Source organism: Centipeda felix (assembly GCF_900186465.1).
GTDB classification, from domain to species: Bacteria; Bacillota; Negativicutes; order Selenomonadales; family Selenomonadaceae; genus Centipeda; species Centipeda felix.
The window spans coordinates 904,445-919,100 of the sequence record NZ_LT891959.1 but is presented as its reverse complement, the minus strand read 5'-3'; the positions used below and the strand labels follow the sequence as shown (position 1 = coordinate 919,100).

General features: G+C 60.9%; 13 protein-coding genes and 1 riboswitch. Of the genes, 9 read left to right on the top strand and 4 right to left on the bottom strand.

What is annotated here, in order from left to right:
• Window positions 1-55: 55 nt before the first annotated feature.
• The 4 genes from C1713_RS11790 to moaC all read right to left on the bottom strand — a co-directional run bounded on the left by C1713_RS11790 (window position 56) and on the right by moaC (window position 3,228).
• A complete protein-coding gene (locus tag C1713_RS11790; protein ID WP_102494026.1) occupies window positions 56-1,102 on the bottom strand; it encodes a sulfate/molybdate ABC transporter ATP-binding protein in 1,047 nt (348 codons plus the stop codon).
• Complete coding sequence (gene modB / locus C1713_RS11785) at window positions 1,099-1,770, bottom strand: molybdate ABC transporter permease subunit (RefSeq protein WP_102494025.1); 672 nt, start codon at window positions 1,768-1,770, stop codon at window positions 1,099-1,101. The genes C1713_RS11790 and modB overlap by 4 nt, the downstream gene beginning before the upstream one ends.
• Window positions 1,770-2,573, bottom strand: coding sequence for a molybdate ABC transporter substrate-binding protein (gene modA / locus C1713_RS11780; protein WP_102494024.1), 804 nt, complete (start codon window positions 2,571-2,573; stop codon window positions 1,770-1,772). The genes modB and modA overlap by 1 nt, the downstream gene beginning before the upstream one ends.
• Window positions 2,567-2,697: riboswitch (molybdenum cofactor riboswitch) on the bottom strand. It overlaps the preceding gene by 7 nt.
• Before the next feature lie 12 nt (window positions 2,698-2,709).
• Window positions 2,710-3,228, bottom strand: a complete 519-nt coding sequence (gene moaC / locus C1713_RS11775; protein WP_083501201.1) for a cyclic pyranopterin monophosphate synthase MoaC — start codon at window positions 3,226-3,228, stop codon at window positions 2,710-2,712.
• 200 nt (window positions 3,229-3,428) lie between these two features.
• Between moaC and C1713_RS11770 the strand changes: the two genes are divergently transcribed.
• The 9 genes from C1713_RS11770 to C1713_RS11730 all read left to right on the top strand — a co-directional run bounded on the left by C1713_RS11770 (window position 3,429) and on the right by C1713_RS11730 (window position 14,651).
• Window positions 3,429-4,457 carry a molybdopterin-binding protein gene (locus tag C1713_RS11770; protein ID WP_102494023.1) on the top strand — a complete coding sequence of 343 codons (1,029 nt, stop codon included), beginning with the start codon at window positions 3,429-3,431 and terminating at the stop codon, window positions 4,455-4,457.
• Between the two features lie 10 nt (window positions 4,458-4,467).
• Entirely contained in the window at window positions 4,468-5,673 is a 1,206-nt protein-coding gene (locus tag C1713_RS11765; protein WP_102494022.1) for a molybdopterin molybdotransferase MoeA, read from the top strand.
• 142 nt (window positions 5,674-5,815) lie between these two features.
• Complete coding sequence (moaA, locus tag C1713_RS11760; RefSeq protein ID WP_102494021.1) at window positions 5,816-6,811, top strand: GTP 3',8-cyclase MoaA; 996 nt, start codon at window positions 5,816-5,818, stop codon at window positions 6,809-6,811.
• 7 nt (window positions 6,812-6,818) lie between these two features.
• The gene (locus tag C1713_RS11755) at window positions 6,819-7,742 is read left to right on the top strand and encodes an MOSC domain-containing protein (RefSeq protein ID WP_006691225.1); all 924 of its coding nucleotides are present in this window, start codon (window positions 6,819-6,821) and stop codon (window positions 7,740-7,742) included.
• Window positions 7,739-8,872 carry a molybdopterin-guanine dinucleotide biosynthesis protein B gene (gene mobB, locus C1713_RS11750; RefSeq protein ID WP_102494020.1) on the top strand — a complete coding sequence of 378 codons (1,134 nt, stop codon included), beginning with the start codon at window positions 7,739-7,741 and terminating at the stop codon, window positions 8,870-8,872. Before C1713_RS11755 ends, mobB begins: the two co-directional genes overlap by 4 nt.
• A 46-nt stretch (window positions 8,873-8,918) precedes the next feature.
• Window positions 8,919-9,716 carry a formate dehydrogenase accessory sulfurtransferase FdhD gene (gene fdhD, locus C1713_RS11745; RefSeq protein WP_232294919.1) on the top strand — a complete coding sequence of 266 codons (798 nt, stop codon included), beginning with the start codon at window positions 8,919-8,921 and terminating at the stop codon, window positions 9,714-9,716.
• Window positions 9,717-9,820: 104 nt separating this feature from the next.
• The gene (fdnG, locus tag C1713_RS11740; RefSeq protein ID WP_102494019.1) at window positions 9,821-12,841 is read left to right on the top strand and encodes a formate dehydrogenase-N subunit alpha; all 3,021 of its coding nucleotides are present in this window, start codon (window positions 9,821-9,823) and stop codon (window positions 12,839-12,841) included.
• 90 nt (window positions 12,842-12,931) lie between these two features.
• Window positions 12,932-13,804, top strand: coding sequence for a formate dehydrogenase accessory protein FdhE (locus C1713_RS11735; protein WP_102494018.1), 873 nt, complete (start codon window positions 12,932-12,934; stop codon window positions 13,802-13,804).
• 31 nt (window positions 13,805-13,835) lie between these two features.
• Window positions 13,836-14,651, top strand: coding sequence for a 4Fe-4S dicluster domain-containing protein (locus C1713_RS11730; RefSeq protein ID WP_102494017.1), 816 nt, complete (start codon window positions 13,836-13,838; stop codon window positions 14,649-14,651).
• Window positions 14,652-14,656: the final 5 nt, after the last annotated feature.

The window sequence follows — 14,656 nt, the reverse complement described above, 5'->3', positions numbered from 1 at the left end:
AGTGCGGGCAAAAAAGATGCGTCAAGATGGTTGTACCGAATTTATCAGTGATTCCTTAATCCCGCAGCAGCATCAGTGCTTCAGGCGGAAGGCAGATGCGCAGGGATGCGTTTTCGCTCACATGGAGTGCATCCCATGCGGGCTTGTCCACCTCCCAGCGCACGAGGTGAGCACCGTCTGCAAAGCGGAGCATGACGATCATGCTGAAGGTGCTCTCGATGATCTCCGCGATCTGTGCGGTGAAGACGTTTTCGCCGTCTTCCTGCACGGGAACGAAGTAATGTGCGCGAATGGCGATGTGGTGCGCATCCGTCACATCGTCTGTGACCGCGAGCGTGATGCCCCAGTCGGTCGCCTCGATATGCGCCGCATCGAGGCGGCGGGCGGCGGAGATGTTCTTGCATCCTGTGAGGCGTGCACCCGCACACGTGCCGGGACTGCGGAAGAGTTCGTGCCGATCCATCGGGGGCGTGAGCTGTCCGCGGTCGACGGTCGCGATCTCCTGCGCGATGCGGAATGCCTCGTCGCGGTCATGCGTGACGAGGATCGCCGCGATGTTCTGACTCATGAGGATCTCGCGCAGTGCGGTTTCGATCTGCCACTTGAGGTGAGTGTCGAGTGCGGAGAGCGGCTCGTCGAGGAGTAGCACATCCGCACCGCGCGCGAGGATGCGCGCAAAGGCGACGCGCTGCTGCTGTCCGCCTGAGAGCCCTGCCGGGTAGGCGCTTTCGAGTCCGTCGAGGGAGAAGCGCGCCACGTTCTCGGCGAGGATGCGCTCCTTTTCCTTCTGTGATCCGTCCAGTGCAAAGATGATGTTCTCGCGGACGGTCATATTCGGAAAGAGCGCGTAGTTCTGAAAGAGATAGCCGACACTGCGCTCCTGCGGCGGGAGGTTGACTCCTGCACTGCTGTCATAGAGCGTGCGGCCGTTGAGGATGATCTGCCCGCGATCCGGCGTCTCAAGCCCCGCGATGCACTTCAGCGTCATGCTCTTGCCGCTGCCCGATGCACCGAGCAGGGCGAGCGTCGTATCCGTGAGCGTAAAGTTTGCGCAGAGCGTGAAGTCACGCAGGCGTTTTTCGATGTTGACGACGAGGTTCATTCACGCACCTCCCGTTTGAGGTAGAGGTTCATCGCACCGATAAAGAAGAGCGAGAACAGGGAGATGATGACTGCCCAGCGGAAGGCGAGGTCGTAGTCGTTCGCCTGCACCGCCGCATAGATGGCGGTGGACATGGTCTGCGTGCGTCCCGGGATATTGCCCGCGAACATGATGGTCGCACCAAACTCGCCGAGGGCACGGGCAAACGAGAGAACGAGCCCCGCGAGGATGCCGTGCCGTGCATTCGGCAGGATGATGCGCCAAAAGATGCGCCCGTTGCTGACGCCGAGCGTCTGCGCCGCATGAATCATGCTGCTGTCGAGTGACTCGAAGGCGCCGCGTGCCGTGCGGTACATGAGCGGAAGACTCACGATGACCGCTGCGATGACCGCCGCACGCCACGTAAAGACGAGCGGCAGGTCGATGGCGAGGAGGGTGCTCCCGATGGCACTGCGCTTTCCGAGAAAGAGCAGGAGGAAGAACCCAACGACGGTCGGCGGCAGGACGAGCGGCAGCGTGATCACAGCATCGGCAATGGTCGCCGCGATATGGCTGCGGATACGCAGCACCGCGTAGGCGAGCCCAATACCGACGAAGAAGGTGAGGACAGTAGCAAGCCCCGCCACCTCAAGGGAGATGATGAGCGGGGAGAATGTTTCGTCTGCCATTATTTGACGGTGAATCCGTATTTCTCAAAGACCTTGGCTGCCTTGTCCGTCTGGAGGAAGGCGAGGAACTCTTTCGCGGCCATCTCGTTCTTGGAGTCCTTCAGCACAGCGGCGGGGTAGACGATGGGCTTATGCGTGTCGGCAGGGGCAACGGCGGCGACCTTCACCTTGTCCGAGATGGCGGCATCCGTCGCATAGACCACGCCGCAGTCCGCATCGCCCGTCTCGACCCATGCGAGCACCTGACGTACGTCGGAGCCGTAGACGGCACGCGCCTTGACCTGGTCGAGGATGCCGAGCTTCGTAAAGACCTCCTCGCTGTACTGTCCGACAGGAACGCCCTTCGGCTCACCGAGAGCGATGTGCGCAACCTGCGGGTCGAGCACTGCCTTGAAGTCGGGAAGGTTCAGCTTGCTGTCCTTTGCCGTGATCAGCACGATGTCGTTGACGAGGAGATCGACGCGCGTACCGTCCGCGAGGAGCTTCTTCTCGTCGAGCGCATTCATCTGCTTCTGTGCGGCGGAGACGAATACGTCGGGGGCTCCGCCGTTCTCGATCGCCTGCTGTAGGGCGCCGCTGCTGCCGAAATTGTAGACGATATGAACCTCTTTGTTGTTCTCCTCGTACATCGCGCCGAGTTCCTTCATCGCGTCCGTGAGGCTCGCCGCCGCAGAGACCTGCAGCTCGATGGGGCTCTCCTGCGGCGTCTCCATCTTGTTCGCGCTGTTGCCGCCGCCGACGCAGCCGGCGGTGAGCAGTGCCGTGCCCGCCAAGAGGGCGGTGAGTGTCTTTTTGATGTTCATGTGATGTTTCTCCTTTGCAAATGGGAGGTATGTCCGTTTCCCGACATACCCTGTGACGATATGCGTCAGGCAGAGTGCCATAGATGTTTCCTTAGACGTGCTCTGCTCGGAGAGGGTGAGGGCGCTGCCCTCCTTCTCAGCGGACAAATGTGCCGCTCTTGCCGCCGGACTTACGCTCGAGACGAATGTCTGTGATCTCCATGCGCTTGTCGATCGCCTTGCACATGTCGTAGATGGTCAGCAGCGCCGTGCTCACGGCGTGCAGTGCTTCCATCTCCACGCCCGTTTCGCCCGTGACCTTGACCGTCGCCGCAGCATATACCGCATGGCGCGGCACCTCCTCAAGCGTGAAGTCGATGCTGCACTTGGCAAGCGGCAGCGGATGGCAGAGCGGGATCATGTCCGCCGTGCGCTTTGCCGCCATGATGCCGGCGATGCGCGCGACACCGAGGACGTCGCCCTTTTTTGCCGTGCCTGCCGTGATCGCCGCATAGACCGCTTCGCTCACGCAGATCCGTCCGCTCGCGATAGCCTCGCGATGCGTCTTGTTCTTGCCGCTGACGTCGACCATGATGGCGGCACCGCCTGCATCGAAATGCGTCAGTCCTGTTTCTGGCATCGATATCCTCCTTTCTTCTTGAAATAATTTTATCATAGCGGAATCGGCAGAGAAAATCAATTGTGTTTCTCTAACATTAAATGAATCTATCTATAATTTAGGAAAACTCATAGAGGATGTTTATTTTTTGTGGTATAATCAATAATAGATATTCATAGTTGAGAATCGTTATACGGGGTGATTGTCTTTGGGAAAGGGCGGCGTATGAGCAGCGCTGCCATGGCAGGGGGAGCAGTATGCGTGAGGTTCGTGTTCAGGATGCGGTGGGGATGGTGCTCTGCCACGACATTACAGAGATTGTGCGCGGGGAGCGAAAGGGCGCACGCTTCCGCAAGGGCGATGTGATCCGTGCGGAGGATATTCCCGTTCTTCTGCGCATTGGCAAAGAGCATATCTTTGTCTGGGAGGACGATCCGAATCTGCTGCATGAGAACGATGCGGCGGCGATCCTGCGTGATGTCTGTCAGAATGAGCACATGTCGGCAAGTGAGCCGAGCGAGGGCAAGATAGAGCTGACCGCGACGACGGCAGGTGTGTTCGAGGTGAACGAGGATGCGCTCAACGCCGTCAACGACATCGAGGATGTCATGATTGCAACGATTGCGCAGCACATGCCCGTCAAGGCGGGGACAAAGCTCGCGGGGATGCGCGTGATCCCGCTCGTCATCGACAAGCGGACGATGGAAAAGGTACGTATGACGGCGGGAGATCAGCCAATGCTGCGGATCCTGCCGTATCAGAAGATGAAGGTCGGCGTGGTGACGACGGGCTCTGAGGTGTTCCATGGGCGCATCAAGGATACGTTCACGCCTGTGATCGATACAAAGCTGCGCGCCTTCGGGCTGAAGGTGGATGAGCATCGCCTTTCGGATGATGGGACGGAGCACACGCGTGCGGCGATTGAGGAGCTGCTCGACGCGGGGATGGATATGGTGCTCTGCACGGGCGGCATGAGCGTCGACCCCGATGACCGCACGCCGGCGGCGATCAAAGCGACGGGGGCGCGCATCGTGACGTACGGCGCGCCTGTGCTGCCGGGGGCGATGTTCCTGCTCGCCTACTATGAGAAGGATGGGCGGCAGGTGCCGATCATGGGGCTGCCGGGCTGCGTGATGTACTCGCCCGCGACGATCTTTGATATTATCCTGCCGCGTGTCGCGGCGGGCAGCGCGTGGACGCGGCAGGAGATCACGCGCCTTGGGATTGGCGGGCTCTGCATGGGATGCAAGGTTTGCCACTATCCCATTTGCCCGTTCGGAAAGTAAGGAGAATTCCATGCAGGATATCGAACTTGAACAGGCAATCGAGGTACTGCTCGCACATGCAGTACCCGTCGCGGAGACGGAGCGCGTTCCCTTGCTGGAGGCGGTGGGGCGCGTGGCGGCGGAGGATGTGTACGCAGCGTTTGACAATCCGCCGTTTGACCGTTCGCCGCTCGACGGCTATACCTTTGCGTCGGCGAGTACGGCGGACGCCTCGGCAGAGCACCCTGTGCGCCTGTCGGTGATCGGCGAGGAGTGCGCGGGCGATTTTTTCGCCGGCACAGTCGGCGCGGGCGAGTGTGTCCGCATCATGACGGGCGGCGCGATTCCGAAGGGCTGTGACTGTGTCGTGCGGCAGGAGGATGTGCGTGAGGAGGGGGATGCGATCTTTGTTCCCTTTACGTCGCAGCCGTTCGAGAACTACTGCTATGCGGGCGAGGATATCAAAAAGGGAAATCTGCTCGTGCGCCGGGGACAGCGCATCCATGCGGCGCAGATTGCGGTACTCGCGAGTGAGGGTTATGCTGCGGTATGTGTCCATCGGCGCGTACGCATTGCCGTTGCCAGTACGGGCGACGAACTGCTGCAGCCCGGCGAGCCGCTGCGTCCCGGCAAGATCTACAACAGCAATCTCTACCTCCTTGCGGGACGCCTGAAGGAACTCGGCGCAGAGGTGACGGTGGTCGGCTCGGTGCCTGATGATGTGGAACGCGCGGCGGAGGTGATCGCCTCCTATGCGGATCGTGTGGATCTCTTTCTCACGTCGGGCGGCGTCTCCGTGGGCAAGAAGGACATCATGCACGGCGTTGTGCCCGCCCTTGGGGCGGAGCGGCTGTTCTGGCGCGTCTGCATGAAGCCGGGCGCCCCCGCCATTGCCTATACGCGCGGCAACATGCTCGGCATCGCGCTCTCAGGCAACCCGTTCGCCGCCTATGCGACGTTCGAGCTGATGGCGCGTCCGGCGATTGCACGGCTTGCGGGCGAGACGGATGTGCTCATGCCGCGCCGCCGCGCCGTGCTCGCCGATGCGTTCCCCAAGCCCTGCTACGGACGGCGTTTCCTGCGTGCACGCATGGAGGCGGATGGGCGCGTTTCGCTGCCCGATCAGCATGAGTCCGGCTCGCTCTTTTCGGCGGCAGGCTGCGACGCGTTTGTGGATGTGCCGGCGGGGATGCCGCCGCTCGCGGCAGGGGCGGAAGTGGATGTTGTGATTCTCTGACGAAGCAGTGCTGTGGTGATGTCCTGCAGCAACCCCCCCGGCGAAGCAAACGTGCACTTTTCCCGGTTGCTTCGACGCATCAACTTCTGCCTTTCACGTCAACGTATAGGAAAAAGATAGAAAGATAGATAGAAGGTTCATCATGCAGGATCAGTTTCAGCGGAAAATTGAATATCTGCGCGTTTCGGTGACGGACTGCTGCAATCTGCGCTGCCGCTACTGTATGCCGGCGCATGGGGTCAAGAAGCTGCGCCACGCGGATGTGCTCACCTATGAGGAGATCCTGCGCAATGTGCGTGCGCTCGCGGCACTGGGCGTGCGCAAGGTGCGCCTGACGGGCGGTGAGCCGCTCGTGCGGCGTGACATCACACACCTTGTGCGCGGGCTGAAAGAGATCCCGGGCATCGAGACAGTGGCGCTCACGACGAATGGAGTCCTGCTCGGCACGATGATGGATGAGCTGCTGGATGCCGGCCTCGACGCGGTGAATCTCAGCCTCGATACACTCGACGGCGGGACATTCTTCTCCATCACGCGGCGGCCTATGTTCGGCGCGGTGATGGAGGCACTCACGCAACTTGCCGAGGAGGAGCGCCTCACGGTCAAGGTGAACTGCGTGCCGATCATGGGCGTAAACGACGAGGAACTCGCCGCGCTCGCCGCGATTGCCCGTGCACATCCGATTGATGTGCGTTTTATCGAGCTCATGCCGATCGGCTGTGCGCGGACGGAGAACTATCGCGGCGTACCGATGGACGAGGTGCGCGCGCGGCTGAAGGATGCGTTCGGCGCACTCCTGCCCGTGGGGGAGGCGGCACATGAGGGCGCGGTGCCGAAGGGGCCCGCCGCCTATGTGCGGCCTGCCGGTTTTACGGGAACGATTGGCTTTATCGATGCGATGGAGCACAAATTCTGCCGCACGTGCAACCGCGTGCGCCTGACGGCGGAGGGCTTCCTGAAGCTCTGCCTCTACAGCAGTGCAGGACTTGACACGCGTGCACTGCTGCGCGGCGGAATGTCGGATGCACAGCTCGTGGATGCCATTGCCCATGCAGTGTGGCAGAAGCCCGAAGAACATCATTTTGAAATCGATCAGGAGACGCGCGATCACCGCGCCATGTACCAAGTGGGAGGCTAATACGGATATGGGAGAGATTCGGGCACTGTGCATCAGCGAGAAGCGCGGCACGGAAAAACAGGCGACAGACCGCGCCTTCTTTATTACGGAATACGGCATCGACGGCGATGCCCATGCGGGCGACTGGCACCGACAGGTGAGCCTGCTCGGCCTCGGCGAGATCGAGGATTTCCGTGCGCGCGGTGCAGATGTGGCGTTTGGCGCGTTCGGCGAGAACGTCGTCGCCGAGGGGTTCCGCTTCAAGGAGCTCCCCGTGGGGACGCGCCTGCGCGTGGGACAGGTTTTTCTTGAGATCACGCAGATCGGGAAGAAGTGCCACAGTCACTGCGAGATCTTTCACCGCGTCGGCGACTGCATCATGCCGCGTGAAGGCGTTTTTGCCCGTGTTCTGCACGGCGGCTGGGTAACGGTCGGCGATACGCTGGAGATCACGACGGAGAAGATCCCGCTCGACGCCGCCGTCATCACGGCGAGCGACAAGGGCTCGCGCGGCGAGCGCGAGGATGCGAGCGGCGCGGCGATTCGCGAGATCCTGACGGCGGAGGGTTACGATGTCGCGGGGTACAGCATCGTGCCCGACGAGCGTGAGGAACTCGAGCGTGAGATGACACTCTGGTCGGACCGCGGCGTCGGGCTGATCCTGACGACGGGCGGCACGGGCTTTTCCGTGCGCGACGTGACGCCTGAGGCGACGCGTGCCGTGATCGACCGCGAGGCACCGGGCATCGCCGAGGCGATGCGCGCGCTCTCGATGAAGGTGACCCCGCGTGCCATGCTCAGCCGTGCGACGGCGGGCCTGCGGAAACGCTCACTGATCGTCAACCTGCCCGGCAGTGAGAAAGCGGTGCGCGAGTGTCTCGGCTTCATCCTGCCCCAGCTGCAGCACGGCATCGAGATCCTGCGCGGCGACGCGGGGGAGTGCGCACGGTGACGCCCGCCGACCTGACGCTCATCGTCGCGGCGGGCGGCATGAGCACGCGCATGGGCGAGGACAAGCGGTTCCTCCCCATGGCGGACGGTGAGACGCTGCTCTCCCGTACCCTGCGGCGCGGCCGTACGGCAGGGTTTCGCGCGATTGTCCTCGCGGCAGAGGGGGAGCGCAGAGAGCTCACGGAGCTCTCTGCGGCGTACGGGGCGCATCTCGTCACGGACGATTGCCCGCGGCAGGGCCCGGCAGCGGCAATTGCGGCGGGGCTCGCTGCGGCGGAGACGGAATGGTCGCTCGTCCTCTCAGGCGATATGCCCTTCTACGATTTCGATCTTGTGCGGGCACTGCTGCCCGAAGCACATGGTGCGGTGCAGGTCGTCCTGCCGACGCTTGCAGGCTATTGGCAGCCGCTCGCCGCGCTCTATCGGCGCGATGCGGGACAGGCATTTGCCGCTGCCATCGCACGCGGCGACCGCAAGCTCGGCATTATCCTGCGCGGCCTCACCGTGCGCGAACTGCCGCTCGCGGTGGATGCGGGACTCTTCTTCAACGTGAACACCCCTGCTGCCTACCGCCTCGCATGCGGACGCATTGCGAACGAGGGGCGTGAGCGGCCCATTCTCTCTGTTGCAGCCACTGCTTCGGGGACGGGCAAGACAACCTTCATCGAGCGGCTTATCCCGCGCCTTGCGGTACATGGCGTGCGTACAGCGGTCATCAAGAGCGACAGCCACGGTTTTCAGCTCGATACGGAGGGAAAGGATACGGCGCGTTTCATGACGGCGGGGGCGCGGGCAACGGCAATTAGTGCGCCGAATGGCTATTTCATTCAGAAAATAGAAGATCAAAGGAAGGACTTTCAGAATCTTATATCGAAAATAGAATATGATATAGATCTTTTTATTACGGAGTCGCGTTCACGCGGCGCATTGCCGACTCTCATGCTCGACCGCGGACTTGCCGCGCCGGAGATCGATGCACGTGTGACGGCACTTTTTCAAAAGGATGCCGCACCGCATGACGGGCTGCTCTCCTATGATCTCGATGATATGGAGACAGCGGCGCAGATCACTCTCTTTCTTATGGGGCGGCCGCTCTATGGGGCAGACGGCATAATATTTTTGACGATGTAGGTGCTCGCGTGAGAGCATGCAGTATACGAATGGAAGAATAGAAACGATGGAAATTCAGCGCAGTGACTTTATCGACGTACCCGTGACCCGCTATGTCTCTGAGGAGAATGCGTTTGTCGCGGATCATAAATATACCTCGGAGGAGGTCTTCTTCGACATCGATCTCAACGGGGAGAACTTTACGACGGCGTTCTGCTCACCCGTCGACTTCGAGGATCTCATCGTTGGGATGCTCGCTCAGATGGGACGCATCCGCAGCTTTGACGATATCGTGGAGATGACGGTGGACGCAGAGCATCTGCGCGCCGCGGTCAAGACGACGACGGATGCGCAGTGGTGGGCGGCGGACGCAGTGAAAAATCCGCGCTACTTCTCGGCACGGCGCATCCTGAAACTGCGCCCCGAGGAAATCTTTGAGCGGCCGCGCGACGTGCGCTTCAGCGCGAAGGACATCCTCGCGACAGCGGATGAGCTGCTCGCACATCTCTCCAAGACCCACGATACGACGAACGGCGTCCACAGCGGCGTCCTGTTCGATCAGGCAAACAGGAAAATCCTTGTCTTCCGTGAGGACGTCGGCCGCCATAACGTCTTTGACAAGCTCTATGGCTGGGCGCTCAGGAATCACGTGGAGATTTCCGATAAAATCATCATCTTCAGCGGGCGCTGCTCCTCGGAGATGATGCTCAAACTGGGGCGGATGGGGATCTCCACGGTTGCGGCGAAGTCCGTTCCGACCACCCTCTCGCTCAACATCGCGCGCAAACTCGGCATCACGCTCTGCGCGCGCATGGCGCCGGGCTCGTTCTGCATCTACGCAAACCCTGAGCGCATCACCCTCTGACGGTGTACCTCTGTACATTGCTGAAACCGGGGATATCCTCGTTTCATATAGAAGTTTAGGAGAGCCTGTCGGCGGAATCCCGCCGATACGAAAGGAGAATCACGATGAACCTTAGCAGACGTGACTTTTTGAAAGCCACCGGGCTAAGCGGCGTCGGGCTGGCACTCACCAGTCTCGGACTTGACGTCGCAACGGTCTCGGCGGCGGCAAAAGAGTACAAGCTGACAGGCGGTCGCGAATTTACCTCCGTCTGCCACTTCTGCGGCTGCGGCTGCGGAACGATCGGCTACATCAAGGACGGCAAGCTGATCAACCTCGAAGGAGCGGCAGACAACCCCGTCAATCGCGGCGGCCTGTGCCCGAAGGGAATCGGCTATGGTCACATCCCGAACGCGGAGCTGCGTCCGAAGTGCCCGATGTACCGTGCACCCGGCAGCGACCATTGGGAGGAGATCAGCTGGGAGGAGGCCATCGACCGCTCTGCGCGTGCCATGAAGAAGGCGCGTGATGAGAACTGGATCGGGCAGGACGAGGCGAACGGCTACAAGTTCATGAGCAACCGTACGGATGCCATCGGCTTTGTCGGCGGATCGCAGGTCAACAACGAGGAGTGCTATCAGCTCATCAAGATGGCGCGTGCGCTCGGTGTTGTCTACATCGACAACCAGACGCGTGTCTGCCATGCGACGACGCCGCCGGCGCTGAACGCCGCCTTTGGACGCGGCGCGATGACGGGCTCATGGTACAACCTCAAGAAGGCAAAGCTGGTCTGGATCGAGGGCTCGAACCTCGCAGAATGCCATCCGCTCGCGATGAAGCGCGTCATGGAGGCAAAGGACAACGGAGCCACTATCGTTCACGTAGACGTACGCTATACACGCACCTCGCGCGTTGCCGATCATTTCTTCCAGCTGCGTCCCGGCACCGATATCGTTTTCCTTGGAGCACTTATCAACTATATTATTCAGAACAAAAAGTACGATGCCGACTATCTGCGCCGCAACACGAATGCATACTGCCTCCTGCGTGACGACTACAAATTCGATGCAGGACTATTTTCCGGCTACAATGAGAAGACGCGTACGTACAACAAGGAGACGTGGGGCTACAAGGTCGACGCGAACGGCAAGCCGGTAAAGGCGCTGTCGATGTCGGAGCCGGGCACGGTCATGGATCGCCTGGCGAAGCATTTCTCGCGCTATACATTTGAGAAGGCATCGGCGATCACGGGCATGCCCGTCGCGGACATCAAGAAGGCGGCAGAGCTCTTCTCGAGCATTACGCCGACGGTCATGATGTACGCCCTCGGCATGACGCAGCACACGATCGGCGTGGAGAACATCCGCTGCTTTACGATCATCCAGCTGCTCATGGGCAACATCGGTGTCTCAGGCGGCGGCATTGACGCTCTGCGCGGGCAGCCGAACGTCCAGTCCTCGACGGACTACGGCATCATGTTCCAGTACTACCCATCCTACCTCTCGTATCCGACGCATACGGACGATACACTTGCAAAGTGGACACACCACAACGGTACGTTCCGTGCGAAGTTCCTCAAGAACCTTCTCAAGGCGTGGTTCGGCGATGCGGCAAATGCAGGAAATGACTACCTGTTCAATGCACTGCCGATCCGCAACGGCACGCACAACGACTCCATGTACGTCATGTTCGAGAAGGCGATCGAGGGGCAGATCAAGTGCCTGTACGTCTGCGGACAGAACCCGCAGATGACGAACGCGAACCTCACGATCGTCAACAAGGGGCTCAAGGGCGTCCGTACGCTCATCGTGCAGGATGTCTTCGTCAACGAAACGGCGGCGTTCTGGGAGCGTCCGGGCGACAACCCTGCCGACATCCAGACCGAGGTCATCTTCATGCCGGCGGCCTCCTACCTCGAACGCTGCGGCACGATGACGAACTCCATGCGCATGATCCAGTGGCGCATGAAGGGCCCCGATCCCACGCACGACTCGCGTCCGGACTACTGGATCTGCGACAAGCTCTGGAAGCGCATCGTGGAGCTCTACAAGGACTCGACCGACCCGAAGGACAACACGATCAAGCTCCTCACATGGAACTACGGCGATCCCGAGGCGAACGGCGAGGCGTATGTCGAGAACATCATGAAGGAGTGCAACGGCTACGACCTGAAGGACGGACATCTCCTGCGCGGCATTCGCGAGATCCGCGACGACGGCACGACGATGGCGGGCATGTGGATTTTCACGGGCATCTACGGTGACGGTGTCCACATGGCAAAGCGCCGCGGACAGGAAGACAACGGCAACATGGGCATCTTCCCGAACTACGCATGGACGTGGCCCGACAACATTCACATGCTCTACAACCGTGCGTCCTGCGACGAGAACGGCAAGCCGACCCGCCCCGATCAGGCACTTGTCTGGTGGGATGAGGCCAAGGGCATCTGGGATGGCTACGACGTCCCGGACGTCGGCGATCGCACACAGGGACCCAACACCCCGGGCGGACAGAAACCGTTCCGTATGAACGGTGAGGGCATTGGCCGCCTCTTCGCCGCCGAGTACAGCGACGTGGAGAGCGGCGAGACGCGCGATCACTCCTACGTCCCCGTGGACGGCCCGCTGCCGGAGTTCTATGAGCCTGTCGAGAGCCCGACAAAGAACATGATGAACGAGGGACAGAAGGCGCAGTTCAACCCCTGCGTTATCTATCCGCGTGTCCCCGAACTGCAGAAGATCGGCACGCCGGATGAGTACCCCTACGTCCTCTGCACATCGAGCCTGACGGAGCACTGGTGCTCGGGCACGATCACGCGCAACATCCCGTACCTCAACGAGCTGGTCAAGGAGCCGTTCGTCGAGATCTCGGAGCAGCTTGCCGCGAAGATCGGCGTTCGCCCGGGCGATCTCGTCCGCGTCAGCACGACGCGCGCCGCGATCCAGGTCAAGGCAATGGTCACGAAGCGCGCGCAGCCGCTAACGATCAACGGCGTGGAGACGCACATGATCTGGATGCCCTACAACTGGGGCTTCAAGGGGCTCTCGACGGGTCCTTCCGGCAACTATCTGACCATCGACGCACTCGATCCGAACGTGCAGGAGCAGGAGTTCAAGGCCTGCCTCGCCAACGTCGAACGCGTGTAAGTTCCCCGCGGTACGCCGCGTATGGGGGCTGACCGCCGGACGAACATTCACAACAACGAACGTCTGAAAAGACGAGGAGAACCCCTTTTTATGAAATCGAAGAACACCGATCCGATGAAGCGCTTCCTGAAGAAGCATCCGTTCCTCGCCGAGACTGAGCGCGTCTATCGCCTCGTCGACGCGGCGGTCGGCACGCCGGAGCCCATACAGCTCCCCGCGCGTGCCGTCACGAAGACGGTCGCGGAGAAGCTGCCGATCCTGCAGCAGGAGACATACCGCAAACGCATGGTGCGTGCGGTCTACCTCATGCAGGAGGACGTCTTTGCCCGCATCGCCGAAGCGGATGTGCCGCCCCTCATGCAGGAGTCGGCGCGCGGCTATCTCGCCGCGCTGAAGCCCCTGCGCAAGGCGGCAAAGGAAGAATTCATCATTGCCGTGCTCACACAGGACAAGAAGGCGTTTGCAGCACTCTGCCAGCGCTATGACCTGAACGAGGGCTTTATCCGCAGCACGATCTGGCGCATCATCGCCGCGCTCGTCCCTGCGGAGCTGAAGGATCCCACGATGTGGAATCCCGACCGCGACCAGCCGCGTTTCAGTGAGAACTACTGCCCCGTCTGCGGACGGCAGCCCGTCATCGCCGATCTCAGGAAGTACCGTCAGGGGCGCGCACGCGATCTCGTTTGCGGCGGCTGCGGCACGCGCTGGCACTATACGCGCGTCGGCTGCGTCTACTGCGGCAACACGGATCTCCAGAAGATGCACACGCTCGAGCCGGAAGGCAGCGACATCATGCGCCTTGATGTCTGTGATGCCTGCCATCACTACATCAAGACCTATCGCGGCCCCGTCGACGACGATACGAGTGATTTCATCTATCGGCAGGACTGGGCAACGGTGCACCTTGACCTCCTCGCGGAGGAACAGGGACTTCAGAAAAAGGGCAATCCGATTCTGGAATAAAAGACAACAGATAAAAGGAGGAGAAAGCGTCATGACACAGGAAATCGCAATGCTGCATGATATGACACGCTGCACAGCGTGTCGCGGCTGTATGGTTGCCTGCAAACAGTGGCATGATCTGCCGCCCGATATGAGTACGCCCTTCGAGGGACAGTACCAGTCGCATAAGGATCTGACCCCGACCGTCTTCACGCTCATCGAGATGAAAGAGCGCGTTGACGACAAGGGGAAGTTCCACTGGGACTTTTTCAAGAAGAACTGCTTCCACTGCGGCGACCCCGCCTGCGCGAAGGGCTGCCCGGAGAACGCAATTGACCGCAACGAGAACGGCACCGTCGTCATCAATCAGGACAAATGCGTCGGCTGCCACTACTGCGAGCACAACTGCCCATGGCACATTCCAAAGATCGACGATGTGAAGCATAAGTCGTACAAATGCGATCTCTGCTATGACCGCATTGCGCATGGCTATGAGACGACGGGCGAGGTGCTGAAGCCTGCCTGCGCCAAGACCTGTACCGCGCATGCGCTTGAGTTCGGTACGCTGGAGGAGATGAAGCAGCTCGCGGCGGAGCGCGTCGATCTCGCACGCGCATCGCATCCCGATGCGAACATCTACAGCCCGAAGGGCGTCGGCGGTACGCACATGATCTATGTCCTGCCCGAGAAGCCCGAGGTGTTCGGACTCCCGGCGGATCCCGTCACCCCGGCATCGATCGATGTCTGGAAGGTGGGGCGCACCCTCACGAAGATCGCCATCGGCGGCGCGGCTGCCGGCATCGTCGGTGCAATGGTGCTCCGCAAGATGGCAAGCGGCAGCAAGAATGACCAGCAGGGGAAGGAGTGAGCACA